Origin of the sequence: Achromobacter sp. 2789STDY5608615 (genome assembly GCF_001298995.1) — a bacterium.
GTDB classification, from domain to species: Bacteria; Pseudomonadota; Gammaproteobacteria; order Burkholderiales; family Burkholderiaceae_B; genus Achromobacter; species Achromobacter insuavis.
On record NZ_CYTY01000028.1, the window covers coordinates 62441 to 80795 of the forward strand.

Annotated in this window: 17 protein-coding genes; 13 read left to right on the forward strand and 4 right to left on the reverse strand. The window is 68.6% G+C overall.

The genetic code is table 11. The annotated features are described in order from the left end of the window. Positions 1-203: 203 nt before the first annotated feature. The 5 genes from rpmB to AOZ49_RS22010 all read left to right on the forward strand — a co-directional run bounded on the left by rpmB (position 204) and on the right by AOZ49_RS22010 (position 4760). Positions 204-440, forward strand: a complete 237-nt coding sequence (gene rpmB / locus AOZ49_RS21990) for a 50S ribosomal protein L28 (RefSeq protein ID WP_006390601.1) — start codon at positions 204-206, stop codon at positions 438-440. Between the two features lie 37 nt (positions 441-477). Further along, a complete protein-coding gene (rpmG, locus tag AOZ49_RS21995) occupies positions 478-645 on the forward strand; it encodes a 50S ribosomal protein L33 (RefSeq protein ID WP_003810296.1) in 168 nt (55 codons plus the stop codon). Between the two features lie 250 nt (positions 646-895). Further along, positions 896-2125 (forward strand): ABC transporter substrate-binding protein, encoded by a 1230-nt coding sequence (locus tag AOZ49_RS22000; protein WP_082380540.1) that lies wholly within the window; start codon positions 896-898, stop codon positions 2123-2125. Next, on the forward strand, positions 2125-4002 hold the full coding sequence (locus AOZ49_RS22005; protein ID WP_054477758.1) for an ABC transporter permease: 1878 nt from the start codon (positions 2125-2127) through the stop codon (positions 4000-4002). Before AOZ49_RS22000 ends, AOZ49_RS22005 begins: the two co-directional genes overlap by 1 nt. Next, complete coding sequence (locus AOZ49_RS22010; protein ID WP_054431695.1) at positions 3999-4760, forward strand: ABC transporter ATP-binding protein; 762 nt, start codon at positions 3999-4001, stop codon at positions 4758-4760. Before AOZ49_RS22005 ends, AOZ49_RS22010 begins: the two co-directional genes overlap by 4 nt. A gap of 7 nt (positions 4761-4767) precedes the next feature. Here the strand turns inward: AOZ49_RS22010 and AOZ49_RS22015 are convergent, their stop codons facing one another. The 4 genes from AOZ49_RS22015 to AOZ49_RS22030 form a co-directional block, all read right to left on the reverse strand. Continuing rightward, a complete protein-coding gene (locus AOZ49_RS22015) occupies positions 4768-6552 on the reverse strand; it encodes a SulP family inorganic anion transporter (protein WP_054477759.1) in 1785 nt (594 codons plus the stop codon). Positions 6553-6588: 36 nt separating this feature from the next. Further along, positions 6589-7461, reverse strand: a complete 873-nt coding sequence (locus AOZ49_RS22020) for a phosphonopyruvate hydrolase (protein WP_054477761.1) — start codon at positions 7459-7461, stop codon at positions 6589-6591. 95 nt (positions 7462-7556) lie between these two features. Beyond that, complete coding sequence (locus tag AOZ49_RS22025) at positions 7557-8105, reverse strand: hemerythrin domain-containing protein (protein WP_054477763.1); 549 nt, start codon at positions 8103-8105, stop codon at positions 7557-7559. A 16-nt stretch (positions 8106-8121) separates the two neighbouring features. Continuing rightward, positions 8122-9279 (reverse strand): D-alanyl-D-alanine carboxypeptidase family protein, encoded by a 1158-nt coding sequence (locus tag AOZ49_RS22030; protein ID WP_082380543.1) that lies wholly within the window; start codon positions 9277-9279, stop codon positions 8122-8124. Between the two features lie 400 nt (positions 9280-9679). Between AOZ49_RS22030 and AOZ49_RS22035 the strand changes: the two genes are divergently transcribed. The 8 genes from AOZ49_RS22035 to AOZ49_RS22070 form a co-directional block, all read left to right on the forward strand. Continuing rightward, complete coding sequence (locus AOZ49_RS22035) at positions 9680-10138, forward strand: HU family DNA-binding protein (RefSeq protein ID WP_006385647.1); 459 nt, start codon at positions 9680-9682, stop codon at positions 10136-10138. A 180-nt stretch (positions 10139-10318) separates the two neighbouring features. Further along, positions 10319-10831 (forward strand): MarR family winged helix-turn-helix transcriptional regulator, encoded by a 513-nt coding sequence (locus tag AOZ49_RS22040; RefSeq protein WP_054477765.1) that lies wholly within the window; start codon positions 10319-10321, stop codon positions 10829-10831. A 35-nt stretch (positions 10832-10866) separates the two neighbouring features. Continuing rightward, the gene (locus AOZ49_RS22045; protein ID WP_054431700.1) at positions 10867-12081 is read left to right on the forward strand and encodes an MFS transporter; all 1215 of its coding nucleotides are present in this window, start codon (positions 10867-10869) and stop codon (positions 12079-12081) included. An 86-nt stretch (positions 12082-12167) separates the two neighbouring features. Continuing rightward, a complete protein-coding gene (gene leuS, locus AOZ49_RS22050; protein WP_054431701.1) occupies positions 12168-14825 on the forward strand; it encodes a leucine--tRNA ligase in 2658 nt (885 codons plus the stop codon). 11 nt (positions 14826-14836) lie between these two features. Then, a complete protein-coding gene (gene lptE, locus AOZ49_RS22055) occupies positions 14837-15499 on the forward strand; it encodes an LPS-assembly lipoprotein LptE (protein WP_054477767.1) in 663 nt (220 codons plus the stop codon). 3 nt (positions 15500-15502) lie between these two features. After that, complete coding sequence (gene holA / locus AOZ49_RS22060; RefSeq protein WP_054431703.1) at positions 15503-16561, forward strand: DNA polymerase III subunit delta; 1059 nt, start codon at positions 15503-15505, stop codon at positions 16559-16561. Between the two features lie 88 nt (positions 16562-16649). Continuing rightward, complete coding sequence (locus tag AOZ49_RS22065) at positions 16650-17930, forward strand: glutamate-5-semialdehyde dehydrogenase (RefSeq protein ID WP_054477769.1); 1281 nt, start codon at positions 16650-16652, stop codon at positions 17928-17930. A gap of 56 nt (positions 17931-17986) precedes the next feature. Continuing rightward, positions 17987-18355, forward strand: a 369-nt coding sequence (locus AOZ49_RS22070; RefSeq protein WP_197286765.1) for a hypothetical protein, incomplete at its 3' end; no start/stop codon positions are given.

An 18355-nucleotide genomic window follows, 5' to 3' on the forward strand; every position in this document is an offset into this window, starting at 1 on the left:
CCAAGCGCATTTTTGCGGATGGCAGGCAGCGGGTATAAGCACTGGGCGGGATCCCCGATTCCCCCTCATCCACTAAGACTGGGTGGCCGGCAAGATGGCAAGACCTCGTGGCAAGACCACGACGATCCACGCCTCTGATACAGCCCGGCGGCTGAAACCCTGTCTACCCCCCGGCGATGCGCAAGAATAAATGAGGTGCATCCATGGCACGCGTATGCCAAGTGACCGGCAAAGGCCCGATGGTGGGCAACAACGTTTCGCACGCGAACAACAAGACCAAGCGTCGCTTCCTGCCCAACCTGCAATCGCGCCGGTTCTGGGTTGAAAGCGAAAACCGCTGGGTGCGCCTGCGCGTCTCGGCCAAGGCCATCCGCACGATCGACAAGAACGGCATCGACGCCGTGCTGGCCGACATGCGTGCCCGCGGCGAACTGGCCTAATCGGCCCCCCGCCAATCTGACATACTAGGAGCACGACATGGCCAAAGGTATCCGCGAAAAGATCAAGCTCGAGTCGACTGCCGGCACGGGTCATTTCTACACGACCACCAAGAACAAGCGCAACATGCCCGAGAAGATGCTGATCAAGAAGTTTGATCCGGTCGCTCGCAAGCACGTTGACTACAAGGAAACCAAGCTGAAGTAATTCGGCCGGTCTCCGGAAAGTCGAAAAAGCCCTGCCCTCGCAGGGCTTTTTTCATTGCTGGGCCCTGCTTAGGCGGGGTCTTTCATTGAAGGGCCCTGCATCGCAGGGTCTTCTCACGTTGGCGGACGGACCCGTCCCCCGCCGTTTTCCTTGGCGCTCGGACGCCGCGCATGCTTCAATTGGGCCGCAACAGCAATCGTCCCCTACAAGGCCCGGCTCCGGTCGGACCTTCTTGCCTGCGATATCCGCCATGCTCCGTCCCTGCCTGACCCTGCTGCGCCGCGCGCTCGCTCCCGCGCTACTGGCCCTGGTGCTGACTCCCGTCGCGTCCGCCAAGGACGCCAAAGACAAGGAACCGCCGATCCGCATCGGCGAGATCAACAGCTACAAGGCGATTCCGGCCTTCCTCGGTCCGTACAAGAAAGGCTGGCAACTGGCGCAGGAAGAGATCAACGCCGCCGGCGGCGTACTCGGCCGCAAGCTCGAGGTGATCTCGCGCGACGACAACGGCAACCCCGGCGACTCGGTGCGCGCCGCCCAGGAACTGCTGGCGCGCGAAAAGGTCGACCTGCTGTTCGGCGGCTTCCTGTCCAACACCGGGCTGGCGCTGACCGACTTCGCCAAGCAGCAACAGGTGTTCTTCCTGGCCGCCGAGCCGCTGACCGACAAGATCACCTGGCAGGAAGGCAACCGCTATACCTGGCGCCTGCGCCCCTCCACCTGGATGCACGTGGCCGCGCTGGCGCCCAAGGCGCTGGCCCTGCGCAAGAAGCGCTGGGCCATCGTCTACCCCAATTACGAGTACGGACAATCGGCCGTGGCCACCTTCAAGGCCATGATGAAGTCGTTCCAGTCCGACGTCGAATTCGTCGCCGAGCAGGCCGTGCCGCTGGGCAAGGTCGACGCCGGCGCGGTGGTGCAGGCGCTGGCCGACGCCAAGCCGGACGCCATCTTCAACGTGCTGTTCGCCGCCGACCTGACCCGCTTCGTGCGCGAGGGCAACACCCGCGGCCTGTTCGAGAACCGCGCCGTGGTCTCGGTGCTGTCCGGCGAACCGGAATACCTGGAACCGCTGGGCGCCGACACGCCGTCGGGCTGGATCGTCACCGGCTACCCCTGGTACGCCATCGACACCCCGGCCAACAAGACCTTCGTCGAGGCCTACCGCAAGCGCTACAACGAGACGCCCAAGGTCGGCTCGGTGGTCGGCTACGCCTCGCTGATGTCGATCGCCCAGGGCCTGAAGGCTGCCGGCGAAGTCGACACCGAAAAGCTGGTCGACGCCTTCGCCGGGCTGAAAGTGGATACGCCCTACGGCCCGATCCAGTACCGCAAGATCGACCACCAGTCGACCATGGGCGTCTACATCGGCGTCACCGCGGTCGAGGACGGCAAGGGCATCATGAAGGACTTCGCCTACATCGACGGCGCGCGCCTGCAGCCGCCGGATGAACAAGTGCGCAAGATGCGTCCGCACTGATGAGCCTGTCGGGGCTGCTGTCGCAGCTGCTCAACGGCCTGGCGGACGCCAGCGCGCTGTTCCTGGTGGCCGCCGGCCTGTCGCTGATCTTCGGCGTCACGCGTGTCGTCAACTTCGCGCACGGCTCCTTCTACATGCTGGGGATCTACCTGGCCTGGAGCTTCACCCGCTATTTCGGCGACGGGCCGGGTTACTGGGCCGGCCTGCTGCTGGCGGCGCTGGCCACCGGCCTGATCGGCGCCGCCGCCGAACTGCTGGTGCTCAAGCGGCTGTATCGCGCGCCGGAACTGTTCCAGCTGCTGGCGACCTTCGCGCTGGTGCTCATCATCGGCGACGCCGCCTTGGCGATCTGGGGTCCGGAAGACCTGTTTGCGGCCCGCGCGCCCGGCCTGTCGGGCGCGGTCGAGATCCTGGGCCGGCGCTTTCCCCAATATGACCTGCTGCTGATCGTGGCCGGCCCGGTGGTGCTGGGCCTGCTGTGGCTGCTGCTGATGCGCACCCGCTGGGGCCGGCTGCTGCGCGCCGCCGCCGAAAACCGCGACATGCTGGCCGCGCTCGGCGTCAACCAGGCCTGGCTGTTCACCTCGGCCTTCACGCTGGGCGCGTTCCTGGCCGGGCTGGGCGGCGCGCTGGCCGCGCCGCGCGTGCCCGCCACGCTCGGGCTCGACCTGGAGATCATCGCCAGCGCCTTCGTGGTCGTCGTAGTAGGCGGCCTGGGCTCGATCCCCGGCGCCTTCCTGGCCGCGGTGCTGATCTGCTGCGTCAAGGCCGTCTTCGTCTTCCTGGGCCAGGTGCAAATCGGCCCCTGGCTGTTCAACCTGTCCAAGCTCACGCTGCTGGCCGAATTCGCCGTCATGGCGGTGGTGCTGGTGGCGCGGCCGTGGGGCCTGCTGGGCCGGGCGCCGGCGCCCTCCTCGCGCGCGCTGGCGGCCGAGGCGCCCATCGCCCCCGCCGGCCGCCGCCTGCGGCTGGCCTATGGTGCGTTGCTGGCGCTGCTGCTCCTGGCGCCGCTGGCGGCTGCGCAATGGCCCTATCTGGGCATCCTGCTGACCGAAGTGCTGATCGCCGCCCTGTTCGCCGCCAGCCTGCATTTCCTGACCGGCCTGGCGGGCATGACCAGCTTCGGCCACGCCGCCTGGTTCGGCCTGGGCGCCTATGGCGCCGCGCTGCTGCTGAAGCTGGCGGCGCTGCCGATGGAAGCCGCCTTGCTGCTCGGGCCGCTGGCCGCCGGACTCGGCGCCGTGGTGTTCGGCTGGTTCTGCGTGCGGCTGTCCGGCGTGTACCTGGCGATGCTGACCCTGGCGGTGGCGCAGATCCTGTGGGCGCTGGCCTATCAATGGGACGACGTCACCGGCGGCAGCAACGGCCTGATCGGCCTGTGGCCGTCGCGCTGGCTGACGCAGGGGCCCTGGTTCTACTACCTGACGCTGGCGCTGTGCGCGCTCGGCATCGCCTGGCTGCGGCGTCTGGCGTTCTCGCCGCTGGGCTACGCGCTGCGCGGCGCGCGCGATTCGGCCCTGCGGGCCGAGGCGCTGGGCATGGACACGCGGCGCATCCAGTGGGTCGGTTTCGTGGCCGCCTCGCTGGCCGCGGGCCTGGCCGGATCGCTGTACGCGTTCTCCAAAGGCAGCATCGCCCCCGACGTGCTCGGCGTGAGTCGGTCGGTGGACGGCCTGGTGATGGTGCTGCTGGGAGGCCTGCAGACGCTGGCCGGCCCGCTGGTCGGCGCGGCGGCCTACACCTGGCTGCAGGATGCCGCGGCGCGCAGCACCGACTACTGGCACGCGGTGCTGGGGCTCGCCATCCTGGCGCTGGTGATGGTGTTTCCCGCAGGCCTGGCGGGCGCCGCGGCGCGCGGGGCGCGGAGGCGCGCATGACCACGGCCGACGCCTTGCTGCGGGTCCAGGGGCTGCGCAAATCGTTCGGCGGCATCGACGCGCTGGCGGACGTCTCGTTCCAGCTCGAGGCCGGCCACATGCTGGCGCTGATCGGTCCGAACGGCGCCGGCAAGTCCACCTGCTTCAACGTGCTGGGCGGCCAGCTGCGGCCCGACGCCGGCTCCGTGCGCCTGGATGGACGCGAGCTGGTGGGCCTGCCGGCCGGCAAGATCTGCCGCCTGGGCGTCGGCCGCACCTTCCAGACCGCCGCCACCTTCCGCTCGATGACGGTGCTGGAAAACGTGCAGACCGCCCTGCTGTCGCGCGACCGCCTGCTGCTGCGCCCCTGGCGCCGCGCCGCCTCGCACCGCCCCGACGAAGCCATGGCGCTGCTGCAACAGGTACGGATGGCCACCCAGGCCGGCGCGCACTGCGGCGCGCTGGCCTACGGCGACGTCAAGCGGGTCGAGCTGGCCATGGCGCTGGCGCACCGGCCTAAGCTGCTGCTGATGGACGAACCCACCGCCGGCATGGCCACCAACGAACGCCATGCGCTCATGCGCCTGACGCGCGAGCTGGCCGATACGCAGCGCATGGCGGTGCTGTTCACCGAGCACAGCCTGGACGTGGTGTTCAAGCATGCCGACCGCATCGCCGTGCTGGTGCGCGGCAGCCTGCTGGCCGAAGGCCCGCCGGACCGGATCGCGGCCGACGCGCGCGTCCAGGCCGCCTACCTGGGCACCGACGCCCCGGGCTGAGACCGGCTCAGTGGCCGGCCTGCGGGCTCTCGGGCTGGCATTCCCAGAACACCCTGGCCTGGCAGCCGGCGCAGATGCCCGGGTCAAGCCGCGCGTAAATCGTGTGCAGCGCGGTCGCCTTGTCAGGGAACACGTGGTCCGCGCCCAGCCGCTCCAGGAAGCCGGTGCGGCGCCACATCGCCAGCACCTCGGGGCGCGGCCGGTGGAAATAGAGGTCGCCGCCCATGGCGCGGCGCGCCACCAGCTCGTCCTCCCAGACCTGGGCGCCGGCCAGGTCGATGAAATTCATGCTCTTGGCCATCACCAGCAAATGACGCGGCGCCGCCGCGCCCTCGCGCAGTTCCTGCAGGCGCTGCGCCACGTGCGCGGCGGCGCCGAAATACACCGACCCTTCCATGCGCAGCAGCTTGAGCTGGGGGCATTCCGGCAATGCCTCGGGCTGCTGCGCCAGCACCACGAAACGGCGGTCCAGCCCGCGCGAATCGAAGCCCATGGTGCGCATCGCCGGCCGCGAGGTGCGGTGCAGGTACGCCATCAGCGACAGCACCGTGCCCAGCAGGATCGCGACCTCCATGCGGATCGTCACGGTGGCCGCCAGCGTGGCCGCGGCGATCGCGCTTTCCCCGGGCTGGGTACGGATCAGCTGGCGCCAGCGCGGCACGTCCAGCAGGGTCCAGGCCACCAGCAGCAGCAGGCCCGCGATGGCCGCGTGCGGGATCCGCGCCAGCAAGGGGCCGCTCAGCGCCACCAGCGCCATCAGCAGCAACGCCGAGAACACCGCCGCCAGCGGCGTCTTCGCGCCCGCCTCGTAGTTGGGAATGGAGCGGTTGAGCGAACCGCAGGACAGATAACAGGAAAAGAAGCCGCCGACCACGTTGGACAGGCCCTGCCCGACGAATTCACGATTGGCGTCGATGCGCTGGCCCGAGCGCGTCGCCACCGCCTTGGCGATGGAAATGGACTGCGCCAGCGCCACGATGGTCAGCGCGAACGCCAGGCTGAGCAGATCGGGCAAGGCGCGCCAATCGACGCTGGGCACATGGAAGGGCGGCCACGGCTGCGCCAGGTCGCCCAGAAGCGGCACCGGCGTGGCGCCCAAGCGATCCGCCGCCGCGTTGAACGCCGCCGCGGCCAGCGCCCCCGCCGCCAGCCCGGCCAGCATATAGGGCTTGCGCTTGTCGAGCCGCTTGAGCAACAGGGCCGAAGCCAGGGTCACCGCCGTCACCAGCAGCGCGCCCGCCTGCAATTGGTCCCAATGGCCAGCCAGGCTGGCCAGCAAGGCGCCGGCGCCATGCGAGTCCGGCGCCGGCAGGCCCAGGGCATCCTTGAGCGCATGCACCGCGATCAGCAGGGCCGCGCCGCTGGTGAAGCCAAATAGCGCCGACGGCGAAATGAAGTGCGCCAGCGAGCCCAGCCGCAGCGCGCCCACCAGCCATTGCATCAGCCCGACCAGCACCGTCACCGCCAGCGCCAGCTCGATGTAGCCCGGGCTGCCCGCCACCGCCAGCGGCGTCAGCACGGCGAACAGCGCCAGCGAATTGGCATTGGTGGGGCCGGACATGACATGGCGGCTGGAGCCGAACAGCGCCGCCACGATACAGGGCACGATGGCCGAATACAGGCCGTACTGCGCCGGCAGCCCGGCCAGCGTGGCGAAGGCCACGCCCTGCGGCAGCACCAGCAGCGCGCCCAGCAGCCCGGCCGCCAGGTCCGCGCGCAGGGTCGCGGGGCCGACTTCCGGCACCCAATCGCCAAACACCCGCGCCAACCCCGCTTTCCGTCCCGCCGCCATCGCTCCCCTGCCCTTTTTTTCGGTATTCCCGCGCGCTCAGCGCAGGAACCTGCGTTCCAGCTCGCGCATGTCCGCATCGCCCTGCAGGCCGATGATATCGCGCACCGTCGGCAGGCCGGCATCGACGGCATGGATGCCGCCCTCGGCGCGGATGCGGGCGAAGATCTCGCGCATCGCGCCCACGGCCGCGCGGATCGCATGATTGCCGTAGATCACCAGGCCCACCTTGCCCAGCGCCTGGATGTCGCGCTCGCGCAGTTGCGGATAGGCGGTCGGCACCAGCACCAGCGGCACGCCGCCGGACCAGGCCGCGATGAAGGCCAGCACCTCGTCGGGCGTGGCCTGTTTGGAATGGATCAGGATGGCGTCGGCGCCGGCCGCTTCGTAGGCCGCGGCGCGGGCCAGGGCCTCGGCCTGCCCCAGGCCGGCGATCAGGGCCTCGGTGCGGGCGATGACGCAGAAATCGGGATCGCGGCGGGCGGCGCAAGCCGCCTCGATCTTGCCCTGGAATTCCTCGACGCGCACCAGTTCCTGGCGGCCGTCGGCGCGCAGGCTGGTGTCCTTGGGGAAGGTCTTGTCTTCCATCACGACCGCCGACACGCCCGCGGCCTCGTATTGCGGCACGACGTAGGAGACGTTGATGGCGTTGCCGAACCCGGTGTCGATATCGGCGATGACCGGCACGTCGACCGTGGCGGCGATGGCGCGCATCATGTCCAGGTGCAGGCCGGCAGACAGGATGTTGGCGTCCGGCACCGCATAACTGGCCGACAGTTCGAAGCCGCTGCCCCAGATCGCATCGAATCCGGCTTCGGCCGCCAGCCGGGCGGACAGCGGATTGTGCGCCGACATGGCGTGCATCAAGGCGGGATCCTGCAGTTTCCGGCGAAAGCGGGCGTTGCGGTGCATGGCGTGGCGGTTCGAGATCCGGCGCGGATTGCCCCGGCTGCGATCATTTAACACTAAAAGAAAGCGGCTGGCGGCCGCCCGGCGCGCGACGACATTCAGCCGGCCTCGCCGCCGCGCCGCGCCTTCATCGCCCGGCTGATCGCGGCCAGCGCATCATCATCGATCAGGCGCGCGGCCAGCGGCAGCAGCTCGTCCTCTTCGCGCTGGATATGCGCGGCATAGGCCGCCGCGAACGCCTCCACCTGCGCCGCCGGCAACACCGCGGGATGGCCCGCCGCGATCTCGTCCAGGATTTGCCGCAACGGCGCCCACAGCGCCGCCAGCCGCGCGTGATCGGCAATCAACCCATCGACCAGCGCATGCAGGCAGACGGCGTCGGAACCCGCCATGGACTCGATCAGGGCCGGGAACAGGTCCTCTTCCTCGTCCTCGTGGTGATGGATCGCGGCCGTCTGGAAATAGCGCGCGACGCCCGCCGCCGCGACCTGGGCGGCGGCGTCGCTGCCATGTGTCGGCAGATGCGCGGCCAGGCGCCGCAAGGTGGCGCATTGCCGCGCAATGCGCCCATGACAGGCCGACAGCAGCCCGAGGGGATCATCGGTGGTCGGCGCCGCGGCCGGCCCACCCGGAAAACTCACCGCCATGTCCCCTCCCGTCAGATCAGGAATGCCCGCGCCACCACAGGCGGATGGAATCCCAGGCGCGGCCGGCGAATCCGGCTTCGGCCACCGGCTCCAGCGCCACCACCGGGAACTGCATGGCCGGCTTGCCATCGACCATCACGCGCAGCGAACCGACCGTGGCCTGGGCCGCGATCGGCGCCACCAGCGGGTCCTGCGGCGCCCAGACAGGCTCGACCTTGGCGCCGGCCGGCACCGTGACGTAGGCGTCGCGCGCGAAGCCGGCCTTGAGCGTGTCGGCCTGGCCCTTCCAGACCTCGGGCGTGGCCACCGCCTGGCCCTTTGCATATAACTTGATGGTATTGAACCCCTGGAAGCCCCATTCCAGCAACTCGCGGCTTTCCTGGGTGCGCAGCTTGTCCGAGGCCGTGCCCACCACCACCGTGATCAGGCGCCGCTGGTCGCGGCCGTTGGGCCGGTGCGCGGTGGCCACGATGCAGTAGCCAGCCGCCTCCGTATGGCCGGTCTTCAGGCCATCGACGCTGGGATCGAGCCACAGCAGCCGGTTGCGGTTGGGCTGGGTAATGTTGTTGTAGGTGAAAGTCTTGGCCGAATCGTAGGTCTTGTACAGCTCGGGGTAGTCGCGGATGAAGCGCGTGGCCAGGATCGACAGGTCGCTGACGGTGGAATACGTGCCCGGGTCCGGCAGCCCGTGGGGACTGGCGAAGCGCGTGCCGTGCAGGCCCAGTTGCGCGGCGGTGTCGTTCATGCGCGCCACGAACGCCTCGACGCTGCCCGACACCGCTTCGGCCAGCGCGATCGCCGCGTCATTGCCGGACTGGATCATCAGACCGCGCAGCAGCTGATCCACCGACACCTTGGAGCCGGGCTCCAGGAACATCTTGGAGCTGCCGGGCGGCACCTTCCAGGCGCGTGTCGAGATGGTCACCTTCTGGTCCGGCGACAGCTCCTTGTTGTGGATGGCGCTGAACACCACGTACGCCGTCATGATCTTGGTCAGCGAGGCAGGCTCGATCCGGGCGGTGGCGGCGTGCGAGGCGATCACCTGGCCGCTGGTCTCGTCCAGCAGCAACCAGGCCTTGGCGGACAGGTCGGGCTGGGGCATCGATTGCGCCAGGGCGCCTGACATACATGCGGTCGCAACGAGCAGGCTCGCCGCCAACTTCTTCATCAACATAGGGTGCTTCACTTCCATGCGGGGTAAGGATGGCACGCGGGCCAGCGCGCGCAGGCAGCCCGCGGCCGCCTGCATGCGCCCGCCGACGCGCGGCGCGAAGCATTGGAACACGGCGGCCCCGGATGGTTCAAAAGTCCCTTGCGAAAGCACTTTCGCGCGACGCGCGGCGGCGCTGCGCAGCGCTTTCGCGGCACTGAAAAAATCGCAGTGATTGTCACTGCATTTTGCAGAACCCCTTGCAGAAGGGGTTTTTCTGCCTGGAAAACAACAAAGATTGCGCGAAAGGCCTTGCGAAAGCGGCTACAACCGCCACTCTTCCGCTATCATCGGGCGCGTAGTGCTAAACGCCGATACCCGGCGCGCGCGCTGCCCCAATGTCCTCAACATACGGATTTTGACCATGGCCACGAAAGCTAAAGCTCCTGCCAAGAAAGTCACCAAGCCCGCCGCCAAGGCGCCCGCAAAGAAGGCTACCGCCGCCAAACCCGCTGTGAAGCCCGCAGCCAAGAAGGTCGTCGCCGCCAAGAAGGTCGCTGCCGCCCCCAAGGCTATCAAGGCTGCTCTGAACAAGACCCAGCTGATCGCCTACATCGTCGAGCAGTCCGGCGTCGAAGCCAAGTCGGTCAAGGCCGTCCTGGCCAGCCTGGAAACCTCGGTGCTGAGCTCCGTGGACAAGAAGGGCGCTGGCGAATTCACGCTGCCCGGCCTGTTCAAGGTTGCCGTGCAGAAGGTTCCCGCCAAGGCCAAGCGCTTCGGCAAGGATCCGTTCACCGGTGAAGAGCGCTGGTTCCCCGCCAAGCCGGCTTCGGTCAAGGTGAAGGTTCGCCCGCTCAAGAAGCTGAAGGACGCCGCGCAGTAATTCCGCACGGTTATCCGGTCAAGCCGGAAAGGGCCTGCCCCGCAAGGGGCGGGCCCTTTCTTTTTTGCGCGCCCGCGCTTCCTGGCGCGGTCCGCGCCGGCCGGCGGGCGCGCCTTGCATGATCCCAGGCCGGCCTGCTAGAATTTATCTTCACGTAAAGATACTTTATATAAAAACATCATGAACGATCTGGTCGACCTGGTGCTGTCGCAGTGGGAGCAGGAATGCCCCAACCTGGACATCTCGCCGATGAGCGTCCTCAGCCGCGTGTTCCGCTTCCACGCCTTCGCCGCGCGCGACGTCGGCCAGGCATTCAAGCGCCACAACCTGCATCAGGGCGAATTCGACGTGCTCGCCACGCTGTACCGCACCGGCGCGCCGCACGCCATGAATCCGCAGAAGCTGGTCGCGGCGCTGCTGCTGACCTCGGGCGCCATGACCAACCGGCTGGACCGCCTGGAACAGGCCGGCCTGCTGGCGCGCACGCCGAACCCCGACGATCGCCGCGGCGTCATCGTGGCGCTGACCGCTGAAGGCCTGCGCGTCATCAAGCAGGTCCTCAAGGATTACCTGCGCGAACTCGAAGCGCTGCTCGCCCCCCTCAATGCCGCCGAACGCCGCCAGATGGCCGGCCTGCTGAAGAAACTGCTGATCCCGCACGACCAGGAAACGCCCGGCGGCATCGCCGCCTGAGCCCTTCCCCCGCCACTCCCGACTCCCCGCCTCACATGAACGCCGCTCCCGCCCAACCCGCCCCGCTCACCGCGCCCGTCATCCTGCTGATGTCCGTGGCCACCGGCCTGGCGGTCGCCAGCAACTATTACGCGCAGCCGCTGCTGCACACCATCAGCCAGCAGTTCACGCTGTCCAACGCCACCGCGGGCAGCATCGTCATGATCGCGCAGCTGAGCTACGCGCTCGGCCTGATCCTGCTGGTGCCGCTGGGCGACCTGTTCGAGCGCCGCGGCCTGATCGTGCTGATGACCCTGCTGTCGTCCGGCGGCCTGCTGGTATCGGCCTTCGCCCGCAACATCCAGATGCTGATGCTGGGCACCGCGGTGACCGGCATGCTGTCGGTGGTGGCGCAGGTGCTGGTGCCGTTCGCGGCCACCCTGGCGGCGCCGCACGAGCGCGGCAAGGCGGTCGGCACCGTCATGAGCGGCCTGTTGCTGGGCATCCTGCTGGCCCGCACCGCGGCCGGCGTGCTGGCCGACCTGGGCAGCTGGCGCACCGTCTACTGGGTCGCCGCGATCCTGATGCTGGCCATGTCCGCCGCGCTCTGGAAGGTGCTGCCGCGCCACAAGAGCCAGGCCGCCATGAGCTACCCGCGCCTGCTCGGCTCGATCTTCCGCCTGTTCGCCGAGGAACCGCTGCTGCGCGGCCGTTCGCTGCTGGGCGGCCTGCTGTTCGCCGCCTTCAGCATGCTGTGGACGCCGCTGACCTTCCTGCTGTCGGGACCGGACTACGGCTTCAACAACACCACCATCGGCCTGTTCGGGCTGGCCGGCGCCGCTGGCGCCTATGCCGCCAACCGCTTCGGCCGCCTGGCCGACCGCGGCCTGGGCAACCAGGCCACCCGCATCGGCCTCTTGCTGCTGCTGGCTTCCTGGGGGCTGATGGCCTTCGGCCAGGCCTCGGTCATCGCGCTGCTGGTCGGCATCCTGATCCAGGACCTGGCGATCCAGGGCGTCCATGTCACCAATACCAGCTCGCTCTACCGCACCCGGCCCGAGGCCCGCAGCCGCCTGACGGCCGGTTACATGACCAGCTACTTCATCGGCGGGGCGACCGGATCGCTGGTATCGTCCTGGCTTTACTCCCATTACGGCTGGCCCGGCGTGGTCACCGCGGGCGCGGTTCTGGGGGCCATAACCCTGGCTTACGGCATGCTGGGGGCCAGTGCCCGCATCCCGGAAATCGCCCCGTCCCCTATCCGCGCCTAGCACCTCCTATAATCAGGGGTTTTGGCCGCCCCCGCGCCTGGCGCGCGGGGGCGGCTCACCCATTTTTCGCCATCGCGCACGAGCCCATGCAGGAACGTTACCTCCCCACTACCGTCGAAGCGGCCGCCCACCAAGACTGGCAGGCCCGCGACGCCTATCTGGTCCATGAACACGCGAAGAACCCGGACGGCTCCGAGAAGCCGAAGTTCTACGCCTGCTCGATGCTGCCCTATCCCAGCGGCAAGCTGCACATGGGCCACGTGCGCAACTACACCATCAACGACATGATGGCGCGCCAGCTGCGCATGCGGGGCTACAACGTGCTGATGCCGATGGGCTGGGACGCCTTCGGCATGCCGGCCGAGAACGCCGCCATCAAGTCCAAGGTGCCGCCGGCCAAGTGGACCTACGACAACATCGCCTACATGAAGAAGCAGATGAAGGCGATGGGCCTGGCGATCGACTGGTCGCGCGAAATGTGCGCCTGCGATCCCGAGTACTACAAGTGGAACCAGTGGCTGTTCCTGAAGATGCTCGAAAAGGGCGTCGCCTACCGCAAGACCCAGGTGGTGAACTGGGACCCGGTCGACCAGACCGTGCTGGCCAACGAACAGGTCATCGACGGCCGCGGCTGGCGCTCGGGCGCTCCGGTCGAAAAACGCGAGATCCCCGGCTACTACCTGCGCATCACCGATTACGCCGACGAACTGCTGGGCGCGGTGCAGAACGATCTGCCCGGCTGGCCCGAGCGCGTGCGCCTGATGCAGGAAAACTGGATCGGCAAGTCCGAAGGCCTGCGCTTCGCCTTCCCGCACCAGATCGCCGGCCAGGACGGCCAGCTGATCCAGGACGGCAAGCTGTACGTCTTCACCACCCGCGCCGACACCATCATGGGCGTGACCTTCTGCGCCGTGGCGCCGGAACACCCCCTGGCCACCCACGCCGCGCAGTCGAACCCGGCGCTGGCCGCCTTCATCGAACAGTGCAAGCTGGGCGGCACCACCGAGGCCGAACTGGCCACGCGTGAAAAGGAAGGCCTGCCCACCGGCCTGTTCGTGACGCACCCGGTCACCGGCGACCAGGTCGAGGTCTGGGTCGGCAACTACGTGCTGATGACCTACGGCGACGGCGCCGTGATGGGCGTGCCCGCCCACGACGAGCGCGACTTCGCCTTCGCCAGGAAATACGACCTGCCGATCCGCCAGGTCGTGGACGTGGCCGGCAAGGCCTATTCCACCGACGCCTGGCAGGAATGGTACGGCGACAAGCAGAGCGGCCGCACCATCAACTCGGGCAAGTACGACGGCCTGTCTCACAAGGAAGCCGTGGACGCCATCGCCGCCGACCTGGGCGCGCAAGGCCTGGGCGAAAAGCAGACCACCTGGCGCCTGCGCGACTGGGGCATCTCGCGCCAGCGCTACTGGGGCACCCCGATCCCCATCATCCACTGCCCGGACTGCGGCCCGGTGCCGGTCCCCGAGAAAGACCTGCCGGTGGTGCTGCCGGCCGACCTGATTCCGGACGGCAGCGGCAATCCGCTGGCCAAGAACGAAGCCTTCCTGTCGTGCGCCTGCCCCAGCTGCGGCAAGCCGGCGCGCCGCGAGACGGACACGATGGACACCTTCGTGGACTCGTCCTGGTACTTCATGCGCTACACCTCGCCGGGCAACAACAACGCCATGGTCGACGCGCGCAATGACTACTGGATGCCGATGGACCAGTACATCGGCGGCATCGAGCACGCGGTCCTGCACCTGCTGTACGCGCGCTTCTGGACCAAGGTCATGCGCGACATGGGCCTGCTCAACTTCGACGAGCCCTTCACCAAGCTGCTGTGCCAGGGCATGGTGCTGAACCACATCTACTCGCGCAAGAACGCCCAGGGCGGCATCGAGTATTTCTGGCCCGAGGAAGTCGAGAACGTCTACGACGCGCGCGGCGCCATCACCGGCGCCAAGCTCAAGTCCGACGGTTCCGACGTGACCTACGGCGGCGTGGGCACGATGTCCAAGTCCAAGAACAACGGCGTCGATCCGCAATCGCTGATCGACACGCTGGGCGCCGACACGGCCCGCCTGTTCGTCATGTTCGCCAGCCCGCCCGAGCAGACCCTCGAATGGTCCGATTCCGGCGTCGAAGGCTCGAACCGCTTCCTGCGCCGCCTGTGGTCCATCAGCTACGCGCAGCGCGACACGATCGCCCGCGGCCTGGCCGCCGGCGCCGACTGGAGCGGCGCGCCCGCCGCGGTCAAAGATCTGCGCCGCGAGGTCTACAACCTGCTCAAGCAGGCCGACTACGACTACCAGCGCATCCAGTACAACACCGTCGTGTCCGCGTGCATGAAGATGCTCAACGCCATCGACGACGCCAAGCTGCCGGAAGGCGCGCACGCCGACGCCGCCTACGCCGAAACGCTGGGCGTGCTGCTGCGCGTGCTGTACCCGGTGGTGCCGCACATCACCTGGCACCTGTGGCGCGACCTCGGTTACGCGAACGAGCTGGGCGACCTGCTCGACGCGCCCTGGCCGCACGTCGACGAGGCCGCGCTGGTGGCGGACGAAATCGAACTGATGCTGCAGGTCAACGGCAAGCTGCGCGGCTCGATCCGCGTCGCCGCCAAGGCCGCCAAGGAAGACATCGAGAAACTCGCCGCCGCCCAGGAAGAAGTCGCCCGCTACCTGGAAGGCCGCCCGCCCAAGCGGGTCATCGTGGTTCCGGGCAAACTGGTCAACGTCGTAGGCTGATGAGGTCAAGCATGTACTTCGCCGGGCAACAAACGCACTCCCCCCGCCAATCCTGGCTGCTGCGCGGCGCCTGCCTGGCGCTGTTCATGCTGATCTCCGCTTGCGGCTTCACGCTGCGCGGCGTCACGCCGCTGCCGTTCGATACGCTCTATCTCGGCATTGCCGACAACACCCAGTTCGGCGCCGACGTGCGCCGCGCGCTGCGGGCCGCGTCGCCCGACACAAAGCTGGTGACTTCGCCGAAGGACGCGCAGGCGATCCTGCAAGAGGTCTCCAATACGCGCGCATTGCGCGAGGTGTCGCTGAACGCCCAGGGCCGTGTCGAGGAATACGAACTGGGCATCAACTACACCTTCCGCCTGATCGACGCCAAGGGCCGCGCCCTGATCCCGGACACGACCCTGTCGATCTACCGCGAAATGCCGTACGACGACCAGATCGTCCAGGCCAAGCAAGGCCAGATCGAAACGCTGTACATCGCCATGCAGCGCGACCTGGTCTCGCGCCTGCTGCGCCGCATGACCGCGCCTGAAGTGCGCAAGGCGTTCGAGAACCGCGAGCAGCGCGGCGAAGACGGCGAAACGCCGCTGTACGATCCGACTGCGCCGACGCCGCGCAGCACCCCGGCGCCGTGGCAGACCCCGTCCACCACCGACCCGGCCAACCTGCGCTGACCGATGGCACAAGCCCTGGACGCGGATCGCCTGGCCGACCACCTGCAGCGGGCGGGCAACCGCCTGGCGCCGCTGTACACGGTGTCCGGCGACGAGCCTCTCCTGGTGACCGAGGCGGTCGACGCGCTGCGCGCCGCCGGACGCGCGGCGGGCTACACCGAGCGCCTGTCGATGGTGATGGATGCGCGCAGCGACTGGAGCGCGGTGATCGCCGCCACCCAGAGCGTGTCGCTGTTCGGCGACCGCCGCATTCTCGAACTCAAGATCCCCACGGGCAAGCCCGGCAAGCCCGGCGCCGACACGCTCGCGCGCCTGGCCGAGCAGGCTGAAAAGCAGGCCGACAACCCCGACACGCTGATCCTGGTGTCGCTGCCGCGCCTGGACAAGGCCACCCGTGAAGGCCGCTGGATGCAGGCCCTGGCGCGTGGCGGCATGATGGTCGACATCGCCAGCGTCGAACGCGGCCGCCTGCCCGCCTGGGTCGGCCAGCGCCTGGCGCGCCAGAACCAGCGCGCCGACAACGCCACCCTGCAATGGATGGCCGACAAGGTCGAAGGCAACCTGCTGGCCGCGCACCAGGAAATCCAGAAACTGGGCCTGCTCTACCCCGAAGGCCAGTTGGCGGCCGAAGACGTCGAGCGCGCCGTGCTCAACGTCGCGCGCTACGACGTGTTCGGCCTGCGCGACGCCATGCTGGCCGGCGACATCGCCCGCACCATCCGCATGATCGACGGCCTGCGCGCCGAGGGCGAAGCCCTGCCGCTGGTGCTGTGGGCGGTGGGCGAGGAAATCCGCCTGCTGGCGCGCGTGGCCGAGGCCCGCAGCCTGGGCCAGGACGCCAATGGCCTGATGCGCCGCCTGCGCATTTTCGGCGCGCACGAACGCCTGGCGCTGCAGGCGCTGGGCCGGGTCCGTCCCGACGTCTGGCCCGCCGCGGTGCAGCATGCGCACGAAGTGGACCGCCTCATCAAGGGGCTGTCCGTCCCGGGCCGGCTGTCCGACCCCTGGGAAGAAATGACCCGCCTGGCTCTGCGCGTCGCCGCCGCCGGCAACCGACCGTGAAGGCGGCCCCGGCCGCCTCCTAATCCTCCCGGCCCCCGGCCGGATAAACTATCCCTATCGCACGCGGCGCCCTGGCCGCCCCCTCACCATGATCGACGCCGCCATGTCCTCGTCCTCCATCGAACAAGCCATGCTGACCCTGGGCGACAACGCGCGCCGGGCTTCGCGCGCCATGATGCGCGCCAACAGCGCCGCCAAGAACCAGGCCCTGCTGGCCATGGCCGAGGCGCTCGCCGCCAACCAGGCCGACCTGCTCGCCGCCAATGCCAAGGACGTCGCCGCCGCCCGCGCCAACGGCCTGGAGCCGGCCCTGCTCGACCGCCTGACCCTGTCGGAAAAGACGCTGGCGCACATGGCCGAGGGCCTGCGCCAGATCGCCGCCCTGCCCGACCCGATCGGCAGCGTCACCGCCACCAGCGTGCGCCCCAACGGCATGCGCGTGGCGCAGATGCGCGTGCCGCTCGGCGTCATCGGCATCATCTACGAGTCGCGCCCCAACGTCACCATCGACGCGGCGGCGCTGTGCCTGAAGTCCGGCAATGCCGCCATCCTGCGCGGCGGCAGCGAAGCGCTGCACTCGAACGTGGCGCTGGGCCGCATCGTGCAGCAGGGCCTGGCGGCCGCCGGCCTGCCGCAGGACGCGGTGCAGGTCGTGGCCACGGCCGACCGCGCCGCGGTCGGCAAGCTCATCACCATGACCGAGCACATCGACGTCATCGTGCCGCGCGGCGGCAAGGGCCTGATCGCGCGCCTGTCGCAGGAAGCCCGCGTGCCGCTGATCAAGCACCTGGACGGCAACTGCCACATCTACATCGACGCGGCCGCCGATCCGGACAAGGCCCATGCCATCGCCTTCAACGCCAAGACCTACCGCTACGGCATCTGCGGCGCCATGGAGACGCTGCTGGTGGACGCCGTGGCGGCCGTCTCGATCCTGCCGCGCCTGGCAGCCGCGCTGACCGAACACGGCGTCGAACTGCGCGGCTGCCCGCGCACGCTGGCGCTGCTGCCGCACGCCAAGCCGGCCACCGAGGAAGACTGGGGTACCGAATACCTCGGCCCGATCCTGGCGATCCGCATCGTCGACTCGCTCGACGACGCCATCGAGCACATCGCCCGCTGGGGCTCCGGCCACACCGACGCGATCGTCACCGAAGACCTGTCGTCGGCCCAGCGCTTCCAGCGCGAAGTCGATTCCAGCTCGGTCTACGTCAACCTGCCGACCTGCTTCGCGGACGGCTTCGAATACGGCCTGGGCGCTGAAATCGGCATCTCCACCAACCGCCTGCACGCCCGCGGCCCGGTCGGCCTGGAAGGCCTGACCACGCTCAAGTGGGTGCTGACCGGCGAAGGCCAGACCCGCGGCTGACCGCCCTTTCCTACAACCCTCTGTTCGCGGCCGCGCCGCGCGTTACCGGGATTTCCATGCATTCACCCGCCATGGCCATGGCCTTCAGCCTTTTCGTGCTGTGCTTCATCACCTGCTCGCTGAGCGGCCTGGTGCTGTTCTTCGTCAAGAGCAAGCAGATCAACGCCGCGCTCAAGCATCCCTATCTGCAGCACCGCCCCTTCGAGCGCTATCCGCTGGCGATCAAGGCCGCCATCATGCTGGATTATTTCTTCCGCCTGATGTTCCCCGGCACCCGTTTCTGGCTCATCGGCAATGCCAATGACCTGCTGGGCCACGTCGATCCCAAGAAGACGCCGCTGGCCCTGAAATGGCCGATCGTCGGTTTCTGGGGCTCCTGCTGGCTCGGCCTGATCGCCATGATCGTGCTGTGGACCCTGCTGTTC